Below are 18046 nucleotides of genomic sequence, written 5' to 3' on the forward strand. Positions count from 1 at the left end.
TCAGTAGTCCAATAATATAAGCTCAACCTGTTCGGTACAACAGGCGAGCCATTGCGTCCGGTTCTCTCCCCCTAAAGAGAACCGGCTTTTTTATGGCGTAATTTCAAGCGGCTGCAAAAATGTCCATAAAGATTTCACAAGCTATAAGGCGGTTTTTGAGCACTATCTCTGATAAGATAGAATGCGTAAGAGAGGAGCGTGTTCACGTGGCAACCGATATCAATTTACTGCTGGCTTTCGGTGCCGGTTTCTTAAGTTTCATTTCACCTTGTACATTGCCTTTATATCCCGCCTTTTTATCTTATATTACAGGCATGACGATGGATGAAATCAAAAACGACCGAAAAGTCATGCAACGCCGGGGAATGTTCCATACTTTATTTTTCCTTTTGGGCTTTTCCACCATCTTTATCGCATTAGGATTCAGTACATCATTCTTCTATGAATGGTTTGTCCGCTATGATGAAGTCATCCGCCAAGTCGGCGCATTGTTCATCGTCATTTTCGGCTTGATGATTGTCGGCGTCTTTTCGCCGAAGTTCTTGATGCAAGATCGTAAATTTTCGTTTAAAAATCGTCCCGCCGGATTTCTAGGCACATTCGTCATCGGTCTCGCTTTTGCAGCAGGGTGGACGCCTTGTACCGGGCCGATCACAGCGGCGATTTATGCGCTCGCTGCGACCAACCCAGGTTCAGGCGTCTGGTATATGATTGCATATGTACTCGGTTTTGCAATTCCGTTTTTCGTTCTGTCATTTTTCGTTACACGTCTCGGCTGGCTGCGCAAGCACCACAACACCATCATGAAAACCGGCGGATTTATCATGATCGCCGTTGGAGTCTTGCTGTTCTTTGACGGCATGACCTACATTATCCGCATTTTAAGTCCGATTTTCGGGGACTTCCAAGGATTTTAAGAACGCAGAGAAGGTGCCGTTATGAAAATTATTACTACGATGGAACAATTTCAACAACATATCGCAAGCGAAAGCTCGTTTTTGCTGTTTGTCAAAACCGATAATTGTTCGGTATGCGAGGGGCTAAAACCACAAGTCGAAGGGCTGGAGCCGAATTCATCCATTCCTTTTTACTTGGTGAACGCTGCGCGCCTGCCAGAAATCGCCGGACAGTTGATGCTGTTTACAGCCCCTGTGGTGATCCTGTTCAAACACGGGAAAGAGCAGCTGCGCTTTGCCCGGTTTGTGCGGATGGACGAATTGGCGAAGCGCTTAGCTGAACTGGAGGCGGAGCTGGATGGATGAATTATTCAATAGCATTCCGCCGGCCGTCTTTCTTGCGGTGACCACAATCGGTGCGCTGGTGATGGGCATGCTCGCAATCGTTGTACGTTCGAAATCAGCGAAAAAACCCGCTTCAGCGAAAAAAATCATTTTGCCGCCGTTGTTTATGTCAACAGGCGCATTGATGTTCGTTTTCCCTTTTTTCCGCGTAGCGCCTTTGCAGGTGGCAGAAGCGCTGTTGGTTGGCATGTTGTTTTCAATCATCTTGATTCGCACGTCGAAATTCGAAGTGCGCGACGGCGAGGTTTACTTGAAACGTTCAAAAGCGTTTGTCTTCATTTTGCTGGGTCTGTTGCTTGTGCGGTTGTTGGCGAAGGTCATTCTCAGCGCGTCGATCGATATCGGCGAACTTGGCGGCATGTTTTGGCTGCTGGCATTTGGTATGATCGTGCCATGGCGCTTGGCAATGTTAAGGAAATACTATATGATTGCAGGACAAAAAAACGCTGTTCCCGAATAAGGGAACAGCGTTTTTTGTGTTTTGAGAGCCTTTTCTTTGCAAGCGGAACACCGGTAAAAGTTCATTCCGATCGGCAATCGGTGCTGATACAGGCTCTAGTTGTTTGTCATTGTGTTTTATTGTTCGAAATACTGTTCATATGGAGCGACATCGATTTCGAGCTCTGCCAGTTTTTTGCGCAGAAACTTATGGTCGCGCTTTGGCGTTGCTTGGATATAGCCGCGAATAATATGCTCCATTTCCATTTTCTTCACTTTTTCCTGCAGCAGGATCTGGCCGATGCGGCCGGCAATTTTCTGCTTCGCAACAGGACGGAACAAGTCCGGCACCGGCTGCACGAGTTCATTCAATAATTCTTTTTCTTCGGTTCCCCATAAATGAATCGTTTTGTCTACGTAATATTCTTCCCAGTTCAAATCTGATAGGCCGTCTTGTTTCGGCATCGATTTCAGGAATTTCCGGAACATAAAGTATCCGCCAATGGCGAACAATCCCACCAATACGACGACCCAAAACAATATGAACCATAAAAACCAGCCTTGTAATTCCACCTTGATTCACCTCAATCATTCTCTTTTCCATTATAGAAGCCTTGGGAAGAAAATTCACCTGAAATGTATCCTTTTTTCGCGTTTGTGTCTATATAGCGAATGAAAGGAGGTGAGGCACATGGCATACAGCGATTTTAAAAACGCCAGCATGCGCTTGACGTTCGATAACGGACTCGATGATCAAGGGCGTTTGAAGCGTAAAGTCAAGGCATACCAGAACGTCACAGAAAATGCATCAGCAGCAGGGATTTTCACAGCAGCGCAAGTGTTGGAATCATTCGGCACGAAACCACTTATGGAACTAGAGAAGATTTCCGGTTCAAGCATCTACCAATAATAAGGAGACAGACACATGGCAAAAACTTTGGAATTGAGTTTTGAAACAGCTGCGGGCAAGGCAGTCACTCTGACGGTCGATGAACCGCGCGAGAATCTGACGGCTCAGGAATTGTTCGCCGGCATGCAGGCGATTGTCGACCAAAACGTCTTTGAAGTGAGCGGATCACCGCTCGCAACGGCCAAGACAGCGCGGATTGTCGAACGCAATGTCGTCGAATACCAAGCATAATGATCACAGCCTTCCCGCAAAAGCGGGGAGGCTTTTTTGAAAAAGAAAGGAGGCGCCTTGATGCAGGAATGGATGCAATGGACTCAGGAACTCGGCTTTCCGATATTCGTTTCGTTTTATTTGATGCACCGCGTGGAAGGTAAACTCGTGGCTATCCACGATGCGCTGGTTACATTGAAATTGCCCTGATTTCACAAAGTTGTGATTTTTGCATGCGCAGCGCGGATTGTTTTCAAGTGTCTGTTCGGCTATGATAGGGGCAGTTAGAGAGTGGAGGCTTTCGTATGAAATGGAAATGGCTGGCGTTTTTGCCTGCGCTGGTGCTGTTCCTCGCAGCATGCGGGGCGGAGACGGTCGAAGACTTTGCATATACCGATCACCGCGGCGATGAAATGAGCAAAGAAAATCTGTTGGGGACACCTTGGCTTGCGACTTTCGTATTCACCAATTGCGAAACGGTGTGCCCACCGATGACGTTTAACCTGGCCGATTTGCAAGGGGAAATTGAAGCAGCGGGGCTGACAGATTATAAAATTGTCGCATTCAGTGTCGATCCAAAAGCGGACACACCGGAAAAAATACAGGAATACTTGTCCTATTACCCGATTCCTGATGAAAGCAAATGGCATATACTGACCGGATATAAGCAGGACGACATCGCCGAATTTGCTGCCGATAATTTTAAGACTTTGGTCAAAAATGATCCGAACAGCAACCAAGTGATCCACGGCACGTCATTTTACCTTGTAGACCAGGAAGGGGCAGTCGTCAGCAATTATGACGGATTTGAAAATGTGCCAACAGGCGAAATCATTGAAGCGATGAAAAAATTGGAACAGTAAAAAGCTGCCGAATTCGGCAGCTTTTTTTATGGAATCAAACAGGTCATAGCCCGTTTTTTTCTTTAGCCAACAAGTCGCGGATCTCAACGAGCAGCTCTTCTTTTTTGTCGAGCACTTCCGGTTCTTCCTCAGCAGGCACATCTTTTTTTCGTTTTAGGCCCGTAAATAGGCGGATCACCATGAAAATGGAAAAAGCGATAATGAAAAAGTCGATGACCGACTGGGTAAAGGCGCCGTAACGCAGTTCAGCGCCATTTAACGTATAAGTCCAATCTTCAACGCTGAAGCCTCCGAGCATGATGCCAACAGCCGGCATGATGATGTCTTCGACAAGGGAGCTGACAATTTTCCCGAATGCGGTTCCGATAATGACAGCGATCGCTAAATCGATTACGTTGCCCTTTAATGCGAATTTCTTAAAATCTTCCCACATGAATTTCCCTCCTTTATAAGATTGTCTATTCATTACTATAACAATTATTCCGCTGATACCGATTTTCTCCTGTCTTGTTTTTAAATGTTCAATTATAGCGCCATCGGACAAAGCAGGAAAGGCTGTGGTAAACTGAAGCAAATAGACGTATAGGTGTGAAAAAATGAAACAAAACAAACAAAAAAAACGTTCGCTCGCTTGGAAGTTCGGTTGCTTATTGGCGCTATTCCCTGCCACCATCGTAGCCTTTACACTTGTGGCCATATTTGGCTTTGCACAATATGGGGATACCGTTAAAGAGACGGTTCAGAAAAGCCAGGACCGTGTATTCGAAGTGCCGTTCCCCGAAGAAAACATTCCACTTTATCGCGATGCAGCGGAGATATACGGAATTCCTTGGACCTTGCTGGCAGCCCATCACCGCATCGAGACGAAATTCTCGACGATGGACCCGCTGCTGTCGCCGGTCGGAGCAGAAGGCCATATGCAGTTTATGCCGTGCACATTTGTCGGTTGGACCCACCCGACCTGTTCAGGACTTGGGGAAGGGGACATTCCGGAAACGGAAAAGACTGACCCTGAAGTCATCGCGCACCACGGAGGCTACGGCGTTGATGCTAATGGCGACGGCATAGCCGATCCCTACGATTTGGAAGACGCGCTCCACAGCGCCGCCAATTATTTGGCGCAAAACGGGGCGGCCGATGGGGATTTGGAGCGAGCCATCTATCGCTACAACCATAGTGATGCGTATGTCGCAGACATTTTGCGTTATTATGAACGATACGAAGAAGAGTACAATCAATCATCATAAAAAAACGAGCGGACCGGAGTCCGCTCGTTTTCTATTTGTTTGATTATGCGCGTCTGCGTCCTTTGTTCATTGATCCAAGGATCAAGCTTAGGACGAATACGAAGATCAAAGCACCGATTAATGCTGGGATGATAGCGATGTCCCAAATAACTGGACCCATATCTCCTAGCAGCATGCCGCCGAGCCATGCACCGATGATACCTGCGATAATATTACCGATTACTCCGCCCGGAATGTCTTTCCCGAGGATTAGGCCAGCGATCCAGCCGATGATACCACCCATAATTAGATACAAAATGAATCCCATAATTTTTCCAGCTCCTTTAGAATGTTTTGGTATGGATAAGTGCTACACTCTAGGTATAACCACATTCAGGACTTTTAAAACATAGATCAGGAAAAATTATTGAACTTTTGCCCCTAAGGTAGTTTCAAAATGGCGCAGTGCATAGCGGTGACCCGCGTCATCAAAGCTCGCAACGGCCTTTTCGTGGACGACGATCTGGTAGCCTTTATTATAAGCATCAACAGCTGTGTGAAGCACACAGATGTCCGTGCAGACGCCAATAATATGCAATTCTTCGATATTGCGCTCTCTCAAGAGAATTTCCAGGCGTGTTCCGGCAAATGCGCTATAACGTGTTTTATCCATCCAAACGATCTGGTCTATATGCCGTTCATAAACCGCTTGTAGCCGGCCGTATAATTTCCGTCCGTCGGTGCCGCGGATATTGTGGGGGGGAAAGAGCTTGGTCTCCGGATGAAACGGATCGTCCGGTTCGTGAAGATCGACCGGCATCACGACAAAATCGCCGTTGCCGACAAATTCTTCGGTCAATGAACAAACCGCCTGTTCTATGGCTTGTCCTGGTTCACCGCATGTAAGGGCGCCGTCGGGAGCGACAAAGTCCACCGTATAATCCACTACTAGCAATGCTTTCTTCATTCAAATCGCCTCCTGTTTTTTACGTGTAGTAACGGGATTGATTTTATTTTAACAGGAAATACATTTTTAGGACCACAGTGAGAGCAACAAGCAAATAAAACTTGTTAATAGTCTGAATACTCTGTATAATGAAGGGTAAGAAAAGGGGTGTCCTTGATGAAATATGAAAATTATGAAAAGCTTAACAAGCAAGGCGTTTGGTTTACGGTCATTCATACGCTCATCATTTTCATTTTCGCCTTTGATTTTGGTTTTCTGGCTTAAACGACAAAGGGAGCAGGGCACCAGAAGATTAACAATGAACATAAGAAAAGACCGTAGCTTTTTGAGGCTCCGGTCTTTTCTTATGTTCACTATTCCGCTTTACGTTTCATGCGCGTAAGGGAATCTTTCAGCATGCGGGAAGCAGAATCCAGGGAAACGCCCAAGATTTCTTGGATTTCTTCTAAATTTTTATGCTCGACCGCATACAGATGATGGACATATGCAAAACGAATGTCGCCGGAGCGCATCGGCATGCCGACAAACTCCGCGAGAGCTTCGGTATAATCAGATAATGATCCCATCTGAAAATTAGTGTATTGGTCTTTCACTTTAGACGACAGCAAAAACGAGGTGCCGCGCATTTGTGCGCGTTCAATGCCTTGTTCCATCACAATGGCTTCTTGTTGATCGAAATAGAGCGTGCAATGGTAACCGTCTTTCTTTTCGACATCCAATTGAAGCCCCTGTTGGGCATCGACAAAATTATCGATGTCAATCGCCACCATATCGCGAAGGCGCAGTCCACGCAAATAGAAGATATACAGTAGTTTGGCATTGAGCGGCAGCTTATCAGATTTCAAGACTTGCGGTTTTTTCTCAAGCAAAGATTCGTAATCGACATCGATGTCATGAGGTTTCAAGTCCAATTTGCGGTTGAATTTGAATTTGGGCATGAAATCGTTCGGGATTTTGCCGATTTGCCACATATAATCGAACCAGCGGCGGATGTATATCAGTTTGCGGTTTAAGGTGCTGTCTTTAATGCCGGCTTCTTTTTGTTCCAGAAGAAATTGTTGAATGTCAGATGGCCGGATTTCATGAGGCTCCACTGATTTTTTGTACGTTTTGCGCAAAAAGGCAAACAGTGCACGGATCAGCTGAACTTCATGAACGACCGTGTTGGGGCTGATGCCATTATCCAATCTGTATTTCTCATAACCGTATGGCATGGACATTCACCTCTCTGATTAGGTTTTAGTCAGTATACCATTTTTCAGGCGCAAGGGAACGTACTTTCCCTTGCAACAGTGTGGATTTGAATGAAAATGAAGCGTTTATTCATTCATAAGTACTAAACTACTTAAGGATAATGAATAATAAAGAAAAAACCGCCAACAACCAGCCCTTAAAACCAGTAAGGACAAGAATGATTATCGACAAAGCGGGTATAAAGAAAGATAATGGGATAGAAATGGGGTGAAGCAATTGCAAAATGAGGAAAACGCAAAGATCCGGCACACAATTTTGAAAAAAGTTGAAGGCTTTACCAATGATGAATTGAATCAAAAGCCTTCACAGGAAGAATGGTCGGCGATGCAGATTTTGGATCACCTTCAAAAAATTGAAACGACCATTGCCGAAGGTGTCGCACAAGCTATTAAAAAAAATCAGCAGAACAAAGCCATCAAAAAACCGATTCAGCTATCCGTCAGCCGCAAAGTGAAAGTGGAAGCACCCAAGCGCACGGTTCCGGATGACAGCTACTTCACCTTAGATGAGATGAAAGAAAAATTGAATGCGTCGAGAAACCGTATGTATGAGGTATTCTCATCCGCAGGCGAAGAGACACTCCGAAACAACTCCATGCCGCATCCGGTATTCGGTGATGTCCCGCTCGTTCAGTGGTTTCCGTTTGTCGGCTATCATGAAAAACGGCACTTAGCCCAATTGGAAGAAACCTTAAGAAAAGTCGATGAGAAAAAGAAATAGTCATTCAAAAAACTTATCGCAATGCATAATTTTAATGTAATTTACTTATGCACTATGTTTCGGTATGATGGAAGAGGAGAAAAGACGCGGTAACACGCCTTTTCAGTAGATTTAAAGGAGGAACACGACTATGGCAAAGAGCAGTTTGCACAACAGCCGCACATCCTTCGAGCTTAACGGCAAGACGTATAACTATTATCGTCTCGCTGCACTCGAAGAAGCGGGGATCGCGAAAGTATCTCGCCTTCCGTACTCTGTAAAAGTACTTTTGGAATCCGTATTGCGTCAGCACGACGGGTATGTCATCAAAGACGAGCATGTAGAAGAATTAGCAAAATGGGGCAAAGATGCCAACAAAGAAGCGGAAGTTCCGTTCAAGCCTTCACGCGTCATCCTTCAAGATTTCACCGGTGTACCGGTGGTTGTTGACTTGGCAGCACTTCGTTCAGCTATGGCTGAAATGGGCGGCGACCCGGACAAGATCAACCCGGAAATTCCAGTTGACTTGGTCATTGACCACTCGGTTCAAGTTGACCGTTACGGCAACGAAGATGCACTTCGTGCGAACATGGAACTTGAGTTCGAGCGCAATGCTGAACGTTACCAGTTTCTAAACTGGGCTCAAAAAGCATATGACAACTATCGTGCAGTCCCACCAGCAACAGGGATCGTCCACCAAGTTAACCTTGAGTACTTGGCGAACGTTGTCCACGCTGTACCAAACGAAGACGGCACTTTCGAAGCATTCCCGGATACGCTTGTCGGAACAGATTCCCACACAACAATGATCAACGGTATCGGCGTTCTTGGTTGGGGAGTCGGCGGCATCGAAGCGGAAGCTGGCATGCTCGGACAACCTTCTTACTTCCCGATTCCAGAAGTTATCGGCGTGAAAATGACTGGTGAATTGCCAAACGGTGCGACTGCGACGGATTTGGCACTTAAAGTCACTGAAACATTGCGTAAAAAAGGCGTTGTAGGTAAATTTGTCGAGTTCTTCGGACCAGGCGTTACGACATTGCCGCTTGCTGACCGCGCGACGATTGCCAACATGGCACCTGAATACGGCGCAACTTGCGGATTCTTCCCAGTAGACGAAGAAGCGCTTACTTACATGCGTTTGACAGCTCGTTCTGAAGAGCAAATTGCTGTTACGAAAGAATATTTGACTGCAAACGATATGTTCTTCACGGTCGATAATGAAGACCCGATCTATACAGACCTTGTTGAAATCGATCTTTCAGTCATCGAGCCAAACTTGGCTGGACCGAAACGCCCGCAGGATTTGATTCCGCTTTCTCAAATGAAGAAAGAGTTCAATACAGCGGTGACGGCTGCAGAAGGCCCACACGGTTTTGCACTTGATGAAAATGAAGTCAGCAAAACAGCAACGGTTAAGTTCAACGATGGCAAAACAGCTGAAATGAAAACAGGTGCATTGGCAATTGCAGCCATTACATCTTGTACCAATACATCCAATCCGTACGTTATGCTCGGAGCTGGACTTGTAGCGAAAAAAGCTGTAGAAAAAGGCTTAACGCCGCCAGCTTACGTAAAAACATCACTTGCGCCAGGTTCAAAAGTCGTTACCGGCTATTTGAGCGATTCCGGTCTTCTTGAGTACATGAACCAAATCGGCTTTAACTTGGTCGGCTATGGTTGTACAACATGTATCGGGAACTCTGGCCCGCTTCTTCCAGAAATCGAAGAGGCAATTGTCGAAAACGACTTGCTCGTTTCTTCTGTATTGTCCGGTAACCGGAACTTTGAAGGACGTATCCACCCGCTAGTAAAAGCAAACTACTTGGCATCTCCAATGCTGGTTGTCGCTTATGCACTTGCCGGAACTGTGGACATCGACTTTGAAGTGGACCCGATCGGCCAAGACCAAGAAGGCAATGATGTATTCTTCAAAGATATCTGGCCTTCTTCACAAGAAGTAAAAGACGTTGTAGCTAACACAGTTACTCCGGAATTGTTCCGTAAAGAATACGAGCATGTTTTCACTGAAAACGCAGAATGGAATGCAATCGAAACAAACGACGATTCCTTGTATGCATTCGATGAAAATTCTACGTACATCCAAAACCCGCCGTTCTTCACAGGAATGTCGAAAGAACCGGCACCGATCCAGCCGCTTTCCGGCCTTCGTGTCATGGCGAAATTCGCTGATTCGATTACAACTGACCACATTTCACCGGCAGGCGCAATCGGAAAAGATACACCAGCTGGTTTGTACTTGCGTGAAAACGGCGTAGAGCCACGCAACTTCAACTCTTACGGGTCCCGTCGTGGTAACCACGAAGTGATGATGCGCGGAACATTCGCCAACATCCGCATCCGTAACCAAGTAGCACCAGGTACAACAGGTGGATTTACAACATTCTGGCCGACTGGTGAAATCATGCCGATCTATGATGCATGCATGAAGTATCAAGAGCAAGGTACAGGACTTGTGGTTCTAGCCGGTAAAGATTACGGCATGGGCTCTTCCCGTGACTGGGCTGCTAAAGGGACATTCCTTCTGGGCGTCAAAACAGTCATCGCGGAAAGCTACGAGCGTATTCACCGTTCAAACCTTGTGATGATGGGCGTCTTGCCGCTTCAATTCGTCAACGGCGAAAGCGCTGAGTCTCTTGGCCTTACCGGCCACGAAACAATCAGCGTCAACTTGTCTGACGATGTGAAACCGCGCGACGTACTCACTGTCACAGCAACTGCTGAAAACGGCAATGTCACGGAATTCAAAGTCCTCGCACGCTTCGATTCTGAAGTGGAAGTTGACTACTTCCGTCACGGCGGCATCCTGCAAATGGTGCTCCGCAACAAATTGCTAGAAGTATAAAAGAAAAAAGCTGCCTCCGGGCGGCTTTTTTTTGGTTAAAAAAAGCACAAGTGAGAAGAGCTTGTGCTTTTTCAAAGTTAGAATAAGCAAATAATCCATTACTATTTTAAGAATCAGCTACTTTTCACTAAACCAGAGAATCAGTGAAATGTTTAAGTTTCGCAAAACACATTTTCTAGAGTTTCTCGACAGCTAAAAAACAAAAACTATAGGAGCTTGTGCTTTTTGATCCCAAGACTTGTCCTGTATACTAGAGGAGAGGTGAAGGACATGTACATAAGTGAAAAAGAAATTGAAATCCGCTATGCGGAAACCGACCAGATGGGCGTTGTCTATCATGCGAACTACCTGGTGTGGCTCGAAATCGGCCGGACACAATTGATCAAGGATCTCGGCTTTACTTACGCCGGTATGGAAGCGCAAGGCTTTTTATCGCCCGTCACCGATATCTCCATCCAATACAAAGCGGCATTGCGCTACGGCACGAAAGCGATCGTCAAAACATGGGTCGAGTCGCACGGGCGCCTGCGGACGACTTACGGTTATGAGGTGCTTCACGAAGACGGCACGATCGCTGCCAAGGCGACTTCAGAGCATGCAGTGGTGAAAAAAGAAAGCTTTCGTCCGGTGCCGCTCGGCAAAGTCGATCCGGAATGGGATGCAAAATACAAAGAAGTGGCAAGGGAGGCGGCACAAGATGGCGTTCGGAATCCGACGGCCTGAATTGGAGCGCTGGAAACAAGACGTAGCTGATGGGCATATTTCGTTTTTGACGCATTACTGGGTCGACCATCGTTTTCCTGGCTGCACGACGGTGACTAAGGTGGGCTGCAGTGACATCGACAAATTGGTTGACTGGGGCAGCCGCTACGGCCTGCAGCGAGAATGGCTGGATCTCAGAAATGACTATCCGCATTTCGACTTATTCGGCAGCCGCCAAGCCGAAATCTTGCGGGCAGAAGGGCAATTAGAGCAACTGAATAAGTTAGTCAAAGTCTCTAAATAAACAAAAAGAAGCATGACGCCGTGAGCGTCATGCTTCTTTTTGTTCGTATGAATAACTTAATTCATCCAAGTCATCATCCACGGTGACGTGGAGGTCGTGTTCGTCGAAATACCATTCGTCTGCCGATTCGATAAAGTACAGCACATCTTCTTGTTCGTGGCGGACAGCCGGTTCGTATGGGCTGTCTTTTGTGACGCCGATCGAAAAGCCCGGTTGCAGGCCAGAACCCCCGTAGCGGACAAAAAACCGCACCGCTTCGCCAGGCTCCACTTCCATTTCTTCATTGAACCAAGTTGTTGCTTCTTTGCTTAGATGGATCTCCATGCAAACACGTCCTTTCGATGTCTACCACTTGATCTTCGGTTCTGTGCCCGCGCGGATTCTTGCGATATTCGCACGGTGACGGTAAATGATGAACGTCGCAAGCGTAAATATGACGGCCATGAATAAGTAATCGCCGGTATTGATCGTGTAGATGATGGTGTAGACGACCGATACTACGGCCAAGATGATTGACGATAAGGATACCATTTTGGTGATCTTCAACGCAATCAGTAAGACGGCGACGGCGAGCAAGAACAGCGGCCATTGGTAGCCTAGCAGGATGCCGCCGGATGTGGCAACTGCTTTGCCGCCTTTAAAGCGGGCGAATACAGGAAACATATGGCCGATTACGGCAACTACGCCTAAAATGAGCGGATGGATGTCTGTTGCGATCACTAACGGCAGCAGCGTCGCGGCAGTGCCTTTTAATATGTCCAGAACAGTGACGACCAATCCGGCTTTCGGGCCGAGCACGCGGAACGTATTGGTGGCGCCGAGATTGCCGCTTCCTTTGGTCCGGACATCGGTGTTGTAAAACAGTTTTCCGATCCATAACGCAGAAGGGATCGATCCGAGTAAATAAGCGATTATGAGCGGAAGAAATATATCCATGGCTGACTCCTTTGTAGGTGCAAGTTTCTTTTCTACAGTTTACCATGAGCTTTGTAAGAGAAACAATAGATGGCGGATTATTCAACAAACGCCGTCGTTTCATGTATGATAGACTAAAAGGACAGGTGATTTTGTTGAAAAACCCAGACCGCACAGAAATCAAAGAAGTGCTCGACAATGCGAAAACGATCGCAGTGATCGGACTGAGCCCGAATCCGATGCGCACATCTTATATGGTGTCAAAAGCGATGCAAGATGCCGGTTATCGCATCATTCCAGTCAACCCGCTAGCCGACAGCATACTTGGTGAGAAAAGCTACGCCACGCTTCAGGACATTCCGGAATCAGTCGACATCGTCAATGTGTTCCGCCGCAGCGAGTTTTTGCCGGACATAGCTGAGGATTTTCTTAAACTCGATGCGCCGGTATTTTGGACACAGCTGAATGTGGTCGACGAAGCGGTATTCAACCGCCTGTCAGAAGCAGGCTATACGGTTATTATGGACCGCTGTATTAAAGTCGAACATGCCATCTTGAAATAGCATTTCACGAAGGGCGCCTAGCGCTCTTTTTCTATGAACATTGACAGGAACGGCATAAATGACATACGATTAAAAGAAGAGAGTATACGAACAAATGTTTGCTGGAGGGAAATAGATGGCTAAAACGAACAGCACCGCATACAACGAAGAAGCAATCCAAGTTCTAGAAGGGCTGGATGCTGTACGAAAACGTCCGGGGATGTATATCGGTTCGACCGATACCCGCGGGCTTCATCATTTGGTCTATGAAATCGTCGACAACTCTGTCGATGAAGCATTGGCCGGATTCGGTGACCGCATTACGGTGACCATCCACGAAGACAATAGCATCAGCGTCCGCGACTACGGCCGCGGCATGCCGACGGGAATGCACAGAAGCGGCAAACCGACACCGGAAGTCATTTTGACGGTGCTCCACGCCGGAGGCAAGTTTGGCCAAGGCGGCTACAAGACAAGCGGCGGGCTTCACGGCGTCGGCGCTTCGGTCGTGAACGCCTTATCCAGCTTTCTCGAAGTAACAATTCACCGCGATGGCCGCAAATACCGCCAGCGCTTTGAAAATGGTGGAAAACCGGCCACTACATTAGAAGAAATTGGCAAAACGAAGGAAACAGGTACGTTGATCCATTTCCTGCCCGATGAGACGATCTTCTCTATTGCCAAATACAATTACGATACGCTCAGCGAGCGCTTGCGCGAATCGGCTTTTCTCATGAAAGGCATGACCATCGAATTGATCGATGCACGCACCGGGACAGGCGAAAGCTTTTTCTATGAAACGGGCATTGAGGCGTTCGTCGAATACTTGAACGAAGAAAAAGACGTGCTGCATAAAGTGGCGTATATGGAAGGCCAAAGCGACAGCCTGGAAGTGGAATTCGCATTCCAGTTCAACGACGGTTATTCCGAGACCATTCTGTCCTTTGTCAACAATGTCAGAACGCGTGACGGCGGTACGCATGAAACCGGTGCCAAAGCCGCGATGACGCGTGTCTTCAACGATTACGCCCGAAAAATCAATTTGCTGAAAGACAAAGACAAAAACCTCGAAGGCTCCGATATCCGGGAAGGCTTGGCGGCGATTGTTTCCGTGCGCATTCCGGAAGCCTTGCTGCAGTTTGAAGGACAGACGAAAAGCAAACTCGGCACGAGCGAAGCCCGTGGTGCGGTCGATGCGGTCATCTCCCAGCAATTGATGTATTTCCTCGAGGAGAACGCAGAACATAGTGCATCGCTCGTACGCAAAGCGATACGGGCCTCACAAGCGCGTCTCGCCGCACGAAAAGCACGGGAAGATGCCCGCAATGGCAAAAAACGCAAAAAATCGGATTCGCTGCTGTCCGGAAAATTGACGCCGGCACAGTCACGCAATGCCAAAAAGAACGAATTATACCTTGTCGAGGGCGACTCGGCCGGCGGTTCGGCAAAGCAAGGACGCGACCGAACATTCCAGGCGATCTTGCCGTTGCGCGGGAAAGTCGTCAACACCGAAAAAGCAAAGCTTGAAGATATCATGAAAAACGAAGAAATCGCTACCATCATCCATGCCATCGGCGGCGGTGTATCATCGGATTTCTCAGTAGCCGATATCGCCTATAACAAAGTCATCATCATGACGGATGCCGATACGGACGGCGCACACATCCAAGTGCTGCTGTTGACGTTTTTCTACCGCTATATGAAACCGCTCATCGAAGCCGGCAAAGTGTTCATCGCATTGCCGCCGCTCTACAAAGTGTCCAAAGGCGTCGGCAAGAAAGAAGTGGTCGATTATGCTTGGACCGAAGCGGATCTGGACAAGTCGATCAAAAAAATCGGCAAAGGCTATATGCTCCAGCGCTATAAAGGTCTCGGGGAAATGAACGCCGACCAATTGTGGGAGACGACAATGAATCCGGAGTCGCGCACATTGATCCGGGTGACGATCGAAGACGGAGCGCGCGCCGAACGCCGCATCACGACATTGATGGGCGACAAAGTCGAGCCGCGCCGTAAATGGATCGAGAACAACGTCGACTTCGGCTTAGAAGACGACAGCAACATCTTAGAAAATGATTTGATTCACGCTGAGGAGGAACTCGTATGACACAAACCGAACGTTTCCAGGATCTGCCCTTAGAAGAAGTCATTGGCGATCGGTTTGGCCGCTACAGTAAATACATCATCCAAGACCGTGCATTGCCGGACGCCCGCGACGGGCTCAAACCCGTGCAGCGCCGCATTTTATATGCGATGTACCATGAAGGCAACACCAACGATAAAGCGTTCCGGAAATCCGCCAAAACGGTCGGGAACGTCATCGGTAACTACCACCCGCACGGGGACAGTTCCGTTTACGAAGCAATGGTGCGCTTGAGCCAAGACTGGAAAATCCGCCACATGCTCGTGGAAATGCACGGCAATAACGGGTCGATGGACGGGGATTCCCCTGCAGCGATGCGTTACACCGAAGCCCGTTTGTCTGCAATTGCAGGTGAGCTGCTGCGCGACATCGAAAAACGCACCGTCGAATTCATCCCGAATTTCGACGATGTGGATGTCGAGCCGACCGTGTTGCCGGCACGTTTCCCCAACTTGCTGGTCAACGGATCGACTGGTATTTCTGCCGGTTATGCGACCGATATCCCGCCGCATGCACTGCACGAGTCACTTGATGCGGTGTTGATGCGCATCGACAAGCCCAATGCTTCGATCGATGAGTTGATGACCGTCATCAAGGGGCCTGATTTTCCGACCGGCGGCATCATCCAAGGCGTTGACGGCATCCGCAAAGCGTACGAAACCGGACGCGGCAAGATTGCTGTCCGTTCAAAAGCCACTGTTGAACCATTAAAAGGCGGCAAAGAACAAATCGTCGTGACGGAAATTCCGTTTGAAGTGAACAAAGCGAGCCTCATCAAGAAAATTGACGATCATCGTTTTGACCGCAAACTCGACGGCATCTCGGAAGTGCGCGATGAATCCGACCGGACCGGCCTGCGCATCGTCATCGAATTGAAAAAAGATGTACAAGCAGCCGGCATTCTCAACTATTTGTACAAAAATACCGACCTGCAGATTAGCTACAATTTCAATATGGTGGCGATTCACCACCGCAGACCGACGATGATGACATTGCCGACGATGCTCGATGCCTACATCGAACACCAAAAGGAAGTCGTCACGAAACGCTCGGAGTTTGACCTGCAAAAAGCGAGCGATCGCATGCACATCGTCGAAGGCTTGATCAAAGCGTTGTCGATACTCGATCAAGTAATCAAAACGATTCGGGCGTCAAAAGACAAACGCGATGCGAAAAACAATTTGATCGAGAAATTCGCGTTTTCCGAGCCGCAGGCAGAAGCCATCGTTTCCTTGCAACTTTACCGGTTGACCAATACCGATATAACCGAACTGCAAAAAGAGGAAGAAATCTTGCGGAAACTTATTTCAGAACTGACCGGCATCTTAACAAGTGCCACGAAACTGAAAAATGTCATCAAAAAAGAGTTGCAAGCCATACGCAAGCAATTTGCGGAACCACGGCGCTCTGAAATCGAAGAAAAAATCGAAGAATTGACCATCACGCGCGAAATTATGATTCCGAGCGAAGAAGTCGTCGTCACTGTAACAAAAGAAGGTTACGTCAAACGGACCAGCACCCGCTCCCATGCCGCATCGAACGGCAAGGATTTTGCCATGAAAGATAGCGACCATCTGCTGTTCGAAGGCAATCTCAATACGCAGCATACGGTGTTGATTTTCACTTCCGGAGGCAATTTCGTGTTCCAACCGGTCAATGAACTGCCGGACATCAAATGGAAAGACCTCGGCCAGCATTTGTCGAGTGTGGTCACGTTGGATGCCAAGGAATCGGTCATCGCCGTATTCCCGTTTGAAAACTTTGACCAGGACGCCACCATCTTGACGGTATCGAAACTCGGCCAAGTAAAGCGTTCAGCGCTCAAAGATTATCACGTGCAGCGCTACTCACGGGCCATCAAGACGATGAATTTGAAAAAAGGCGATGATATGATCTTTGTCGGGCTCGCCACAACTGAAACGGAACTGTTTTTGGCCACTCAAATGGCTTACGGCGTCCGTTTCCCGCTTGAGGAAGTCCCGGTAACCGGACTGCGCACTGCCGGCGTCAAAGGACTGAACTTAAAAGAAGGCGACGTTGCGGTGTCAGCGGTCATGCTCGACCCCAACACCCCGCAAGATTTGGTGTTGACGACGCAACGCGGCGCTGCCAAGAAAATGAAACTGACTGAATTCGAAAGCGGCAGCCGCGCCAAACGCGGCGTCATCATGCTGCGCGAGTTGAAATCCAATCCACATCGCGTTGTCGCCGTACTCGGCACGACCGGAACGGATGAAATTGTGCTCGAAACGTCCAAAGGCTTGCGCATTCCTATTGCGCCCGGCCGCTTGAAAGCTGTCGACCGCTATTCCAATGGTTCGTTTATCGTCGACGAGTCATCAGACGGCACCGTCACAGCCGCTTACCGAATCGAAACACAAACATAATTGAAAAAGACACTGAATGAATTATTCATTCGGTGTCTTTTTTTATATTTACCTCTTGTTTTTCCTGTGTGTAACAAAGGACAATGCCTATGCTCTCTAATGTATTTGTGGAAAAAGTTAAATTGACAGTTGTTAACCGACTGGTTTATTCAATAGGATACCTATGCTTTTCTGCCGATGAATTTCCATAGTCAATATTGAATAAAGCACGATTTCAAATTAGTCATAACAGCTGGTTAACAGTCTGCTTTTATTAATGATCCAAATCCGCTGTCTCGACAAATGCATTGCATTGATTTACTGTATGACCAGATGAATG

General features: G+C 47.7%; 22 protein-coding genes. 15 read left to right on the top strand and 7 right to left on the bottom strand.

Features of this window, described 5'->3' with window-relative positions:
- Window positions 1-206: 206 nt before the first annotated feature.
- The 3 genes from ACFO5U_RS04515 to ACFO5U_RS04525 are packed head-to-tail and all read left to right on the top strand — an operon-like array spanning window position 207 to window position 1761.
- The gene (locus tag ACFO5U_RS04515; RefSeq protein ID WP_377277070.1) at window positions 207-917 is read left to right on the top strand and encodes a cytochrome c biogenesis CcdA family protein; all 711 of its coding nucleotides are present in this window, start codon (window positions 207-209) and stop codon (window positions 915-917) included.
- Between the two features lie 21 nt (window positions 918-938).
- On the top strand, window positions 939-1262 hold the full coding sequence (locus ACFO5U_RS04520; protein WP_377277072.1) for a thioredoxin family protein: 324 nt from the start codon (window positions 939-941) through the stop codon (window positions 1260-1262).
- Window positions 1255-1761, top strand: coding sequence for a CcdC family protein (locus ACFO5U_RS04525; RefSeq protein WP_377277074.1), 507 nt, complete (start codon window positions 1255-1257; stop codon window positions 1759-1761). Before ACFO5U_RS04520 ends, ACFO5U_RS04525 begins: the two co-directional genes overlap by 8 nt.
- Before the next feature lie 116 nt (window positions 1762-1877).
- On the opposite strand, the gene ACFO5U_RS04530 is transcribed toward ACFO5U_RS04525, so the two are convergent.
- Window positions 1878-2312: a DUF2621 family protein gene (locus ACFO5U_RS04530; RefSeq protein WP_377277076.1), complete on the bottom strand. Its 435-nt coding sequence runs from the start codon at window positions 2310-2312 to the stop codon at window positions 1878-1880.
- Between the two features lie 118 nt (window positions 2313-2430).
- Between ACFO5U_RS04530 and ACFO5U_RS04535 the strand changes: the two genes are divergently transcribed.
- The 4 genes from ACFO5U_RS04535 (at window position 2431) to ACFO5U_RS04550 (ending at window position 3722) form a co-directional block, all read left to right on the top strand.
- Window positions 2431-2649 (top strand): DUF1659 domain-containing protein, encoded by a 219-nt coding sequence (locus tag ACFO5U_RS04535; protein WP_377277078.1) that lies wholly within the window; start codon window positions 2431-2433, stop codon window positions 2647-2649.
- Between the two features lie 15 nt (window positions 2650-2664).
- Window positions 2665-2880 carry a DUF2922 domain-containing protein gene (locus ACFO5U_RS04540; RefSeq protein ID WP_377277080.1) on the top strand — a complete coding sequence of 72 codons (216 nt, stop codon included), beginning with the start codon at window positions 2665-2667 and terminating at the stop codon, window positions 2878-2880.
- Window positions 2881-2940: 60 nt separating this feature from the next.
- On the top strand, window positions 2941-3069 hold the full coding sequence (locus ACFO5U_RS04545) for a YvrJ family protein (protein WP_377279456.1): 129 nt from the start codon (window positions 2941-2943) through the stop codon (window positions 3067-3069).
- 95 nt (window positions 3070-3164) lie between these two features.
- On the top strand, window positions 3165-3722 hold the full coding sequence (locus tag ACFO5U_RS04550; protein WP_377277082.1) for an SCO family protein: 558 nt from the start codon (window positions 3165-3167) through the stop codon (window positions 3720-3722).
- 43 nt (window positions 3723-3765) lie between these two features.
- On the opposite strand, the gene mscL is transcribed toward ACFO5U_RS04550, so the two are convergent.
- Window positions 3766-4155, bottom strand: a complete 390-nt coding sequence (mscL, locus tag ACFO5U_RS04555; protein ID WP_377277084.1) for a large conductance mechanosensitive channel protein MscL — start codon at window positions 4153-4155, stop codon at window positions 3766-3768.
- Window positions 4156-4318: 163 nt separating this feature from the next.
- Here mscL and ACFO5U_RS04560 point away from each other — a divergent pair, with 163 nt between their 5' ends.
- On the top strand, window positions 4319-4969 hold the full coding sequence (locus ACFO5U_RS04560) for a lytic transglycosylase domain-containing protein (protein ID WP_377277086.1): 651 nt from the start codon (window positions 4319-4321) through the stop codon (window positions 4967-4969).
- A 43-nt stretch (window positions 4970-5012) separates the two neighbouring features.
- Here ACFO5U_RS04560 and ACFO5U_RS04565 read toward each other — a convergent pair whose 3' ends face one another.
- From ACFO5U_RS04565 to ACFO5U_RS04575, 3 genes are all read right to left on the bottom strand, one after another.
- Window positions 5013-5276, bottom strand: coding sequence for a GlsB/YeaQ/YmgE family stress response membrane protein (locus ACFO5U_RS04565; protein ID WP_377277088.1), 264 nt, complete (start codon window positions 5274-5276; stop codon window positions 5013-5015).
- 96 nt (window positions 5277-5372) lie between these two features.
- Entirely contained in the window at window positions 5373-5915 is a 543-nt protein-coding gene (locus ACFO5U_RS04570) for a cysteine hydrolase family protein (RefSeq protein WP_377277090.1), read from the bottom strand.
- 353 nt (window positions 5916-6268) lie between these two features.
- Window positions 6269-7129, bottom strand: a complete 861-nt coding sequence (locus ACFO5U_RS04575) for a site-specific integrase (protein ID WP_377277091.1) — start codon at window positions 7127-7129, stop codon at window positions 6269-6271.
- 247 nt (window positions 7130-7376) lie between these two features.
- Between ACFO5U_RS04575 and ACFO5U_RS04580 the strand changes: the two genes are divergently transcribed.
- The 4 genes from ACFO5U_RS04580 to ACFO5U_RS04595 all read left to right on the top strand — a co-directional run bounded on the left by ACFO5U_RS04580 (window position 7377) and on the right by ACFO5U_RS04595 (window position 11740).
- Window positions 7377-7889 carry a DinB family protein gene (locus ACFO5U_RS04580; RefSeq protein WP_377277093.1) on the top strand — a complete coding sequence of 171 codons (513 nt, stop codon included), beginning with the start codon at window positions 7377-7379 and terminating at the stop codon, window positions 7887-7889.
- Between the two features lie 130 nt (window positions 7890-8019).
- Complete coding sequence (gene acnA / locus ACFO5U_RS04585; protein WP_377277095.1) at window positions 8020-10734, top strand: aconitate hydratase AcnA; 2715 nt, start codon at window positions 8020-8022, stop codon at window positions 10732-10734.
- A gap of 270 nt (window positions 10735-11004) precedes the next feature.
- Window positions 11005-11457 carry an acyl-CoA thioesterase gene (locus ACFO5U_RS04590; RefSeq protein WP_377277096.1) on the top strand — a complete coding sequence of 151 codons (453 nt, stop codon included), beginning with the start codon at window positions 11005-11007 and terminating at the stop codon, window positions 11455-11457.
- Window positions 11432-11740, top strand: coding sequence for a hypothetical protein (locus ACFO5U_RS04595; RefSeq protein ID WP_377277098.1), 309 nt, complete (start codon window positions 11432-11434; stop codon window positions 11738-11740). Before ACFO5U_RS04590 ends, ACFO5U_RS04595 begins: the two co-directional genes overlap by 26 nt.
- A 27-nt stretch (window positions 11741-11767) precedes the next feature.
- Here the strand turns inward: ACFO5U_RS04595 and ACFO5U_RS04600 are convergent, their stop codons facing one another.
- Together ACFO5U_RS04600 and plsY are read right to left on the bottom strand one after the other, a co-directional pair.
- A complete protein-coding gene (locus ACFO5U_RS04600; RefSeq protein ID WP_377277099.1) occupies window positions 11768-12064 on the bottom strand; it encodes a HesB/YadR/YfhF family protein in 297 nt (98 codons plus the stop codon).
- A gap of 21 nt (window positions 12065-12085) precedes the next feature.
- Window positions 12086-12676, bottom strand: coding sequence for a glycerol-3-phosphate 1-O-acyltransferase PlsY (gene plsY / locus ACFO5U_RS04605; RefSeq protein ID WP_377277101.1), 591 nt, complete (start codon window positions 12674-12676; stop codon window positions 12086-12088).
- A gap of 101 nt (window positions 12677-12777) precedes the next feature.
- On the opposite strand from plsY, the gene ACFO5U_RS04610 reads away from it, so the two are divergent.
- From ACFO5U_RS04610 to parC, 3 genes are all read left to right on the top strand, one after another.
- A complete protein-coding gene (locus ACFO5U_RS04610; protein ID WP_377279457.1) occupies window positions 12778-13218 on the top strand; it encodes a CoA-binding protein in 441 nt (146 codons plus the stop codon).
- A 115-nt stretch (window positions 13219-13333) separates the two neighbouring features.
- The gene (gene parE / locus ACFO5U_RS04615) at window positions 13334-15304 is read left to right on the top strand and encodes a DNA topoisomerase IV subunit B (protein WP_377277103.1); all 1971 of its coding nucleotides are present in this window, start codon (window positions 13334-13336) and stop codon (window positions 15302-15304) included.
- The gene (gene parC / locus ACFO5U_RS04620; protein WP_377277105.1) at window positions 15301-17727 is read left to right on the top strand and encodes a DNA topoisomerase IV subunit A; all 2427 of its coding nucleotides are present in this window, start codon (window positions 15301-15303) and stop codon (window positions 17725-17727) included. The genes parE and parC overlap by 4 nt, the downstream gene beginning before the upstream one ends.
- The last annotated feature ends 319 nt before the right edge of the window (window positions 17728-18046 follow it).

Source organism: Planococcus dechangensis (assembly GCF_042654465.1).
Classification (GTDB): Bacteria; Bacillota; Bacilli; order Bacillales_A; family Planococcaceae; genus Planococcus; species Planococcus dechangensis.

Excerpts from the sequence above, each read along its gene's own strand:
- ACFO5U_RS04520 (WP_377277072.1), top strand. The coding sequence starts at position 939 with ATGAAAATTATTACTACGATGGAACAATTTCAACAACATATCGCAAGC.
- ACFO5U_RS04525 (WP_377277074.1), top strand. The coding sequence starts at position 1,255 with ATGGATGAATTATTCAATAGCATTCCGCCGGCCGTCTTTCTTGCGGTG.
- ACFO5U_RS04535 (WP_377277078.1), top strand. The coding sequence starts at position 2,431 with ATGGCATACAGCGATTTTAAAAACGCCAGCATGCGCTTGACGTTCGAT.
- ACFO5U_RS04540 (WP_377277080.1), top strand. The coding sequence starts at position 2,665 with ATGGCAAAAACTTTGGAATTGAGTTTTGAAACAGCTGCGGGCAAGGCA.
- ACFO5U_RS04545 (WP_377279456.1), top strand. The coding sequence starts at position 2,941 with ATGCAGGAATGGATGCAATGGACTCAGGAACTCGGCTTTCCGATATTC.
- ACFO5U_RS04550 (WP_377277082.1), top strand. The coding sequence starts at position 3,165 with ATGAAATGGAAATGGCTGGCGTTTTTGCCTGCGCTGGTGCTGTTCCTC.
- mscL (WP_377277084.1), bottom strand. The coding sequence starts at position 4,155 with ATGTGGGAAGATTTTAAGAAATTCGCATTAAAGGGCAACGTAATCGAT.
- ACFO5U_RS04560 (WP_377277086.1), top strand. The coding sequence starts at position 4,319 with ATGAAACAAAACAAACAAAAAAAACGTTCGCTCGCTTGGAAGTTCGGT.
- ACFO5U_RS04565 (WP_377277088.1), bottom strand. The coding sequence starts at position 5,276 with ATGGGATTCATTTTGTATCTAATTATGGGTGGTATCATCGGCTGGATC.
- ACFO5U_RS04570 (WP_377277090.1), bottom strand. The coding sequence starts at position 5,915 with ATGAAGAAAGCATTGCTAGTAGTGGATTATACGGTGGACTTTGTCGCT.
- ACFO5U_RS04575 (WP_377277091.1), bottom strand. The coding sequence starts at position 7,129 with ATGCCATACGGTTATGAGAAATACAGATTGGATAATGGCATCAGCCCC.
- acnA (WP_377277095.1), top strand. The coding sequence starts at position 8,020 with ATGGCAAAGAGCAGTTTGCACAACAGCCGCACATCCTTCGAGCTTAAC.
- ACFO5U_RS04590 (WP_377277096.1), top strand. The coding sequence starts at position 11,005 with ATGTACATAAGTGAAAAAGAAATTGAAATCCGCTATGCGGAAACCGAC.
- ACFO5U_RS04595 (WP_377277098.1), top strand. The coding sequence starts at position 11,432 with ATGGCGTTCGGAATCCGACGGCCTGAATTGGAGCGCTGGAAACAAGAC.
- ACFO5U_RS04600 (WP_377277099.1), bottom strand. The coding sequence starts at position 12,064 with ATGGAGATCCATCTAAGCAAAGAAGCAACAACTTGGTTCAATGAAGAA.
- plsY (WP_377277101.1), bottom strand. The coding sequence starts at position 12,676 with ATGGATATATTTCTTCCGCTCATAATCGCTTATTTACTCGGATCGATC.
- ACFO5U_RS04610 (WP_377279457.1), top strand. The coding sequence starts at position 12,778 with ATGTATGATAGACTAAAAGGACAGGTGATTTTGTTGAAAAACCCAGAC.
- parE (WP_377277103.1), top strand. The coding sequence starts at position 13,334 with ATGGCTAAAACGAACAGCACCGCATACAACGAAGAAGCAATCCAAGTT.
- parC (WP_377277105.1), top strand. The coding sequence starts at position 15,301 with ATGACACAAACCGAACGTTTCCAGGATCTGCCCTTAGAAGAAGTCATT.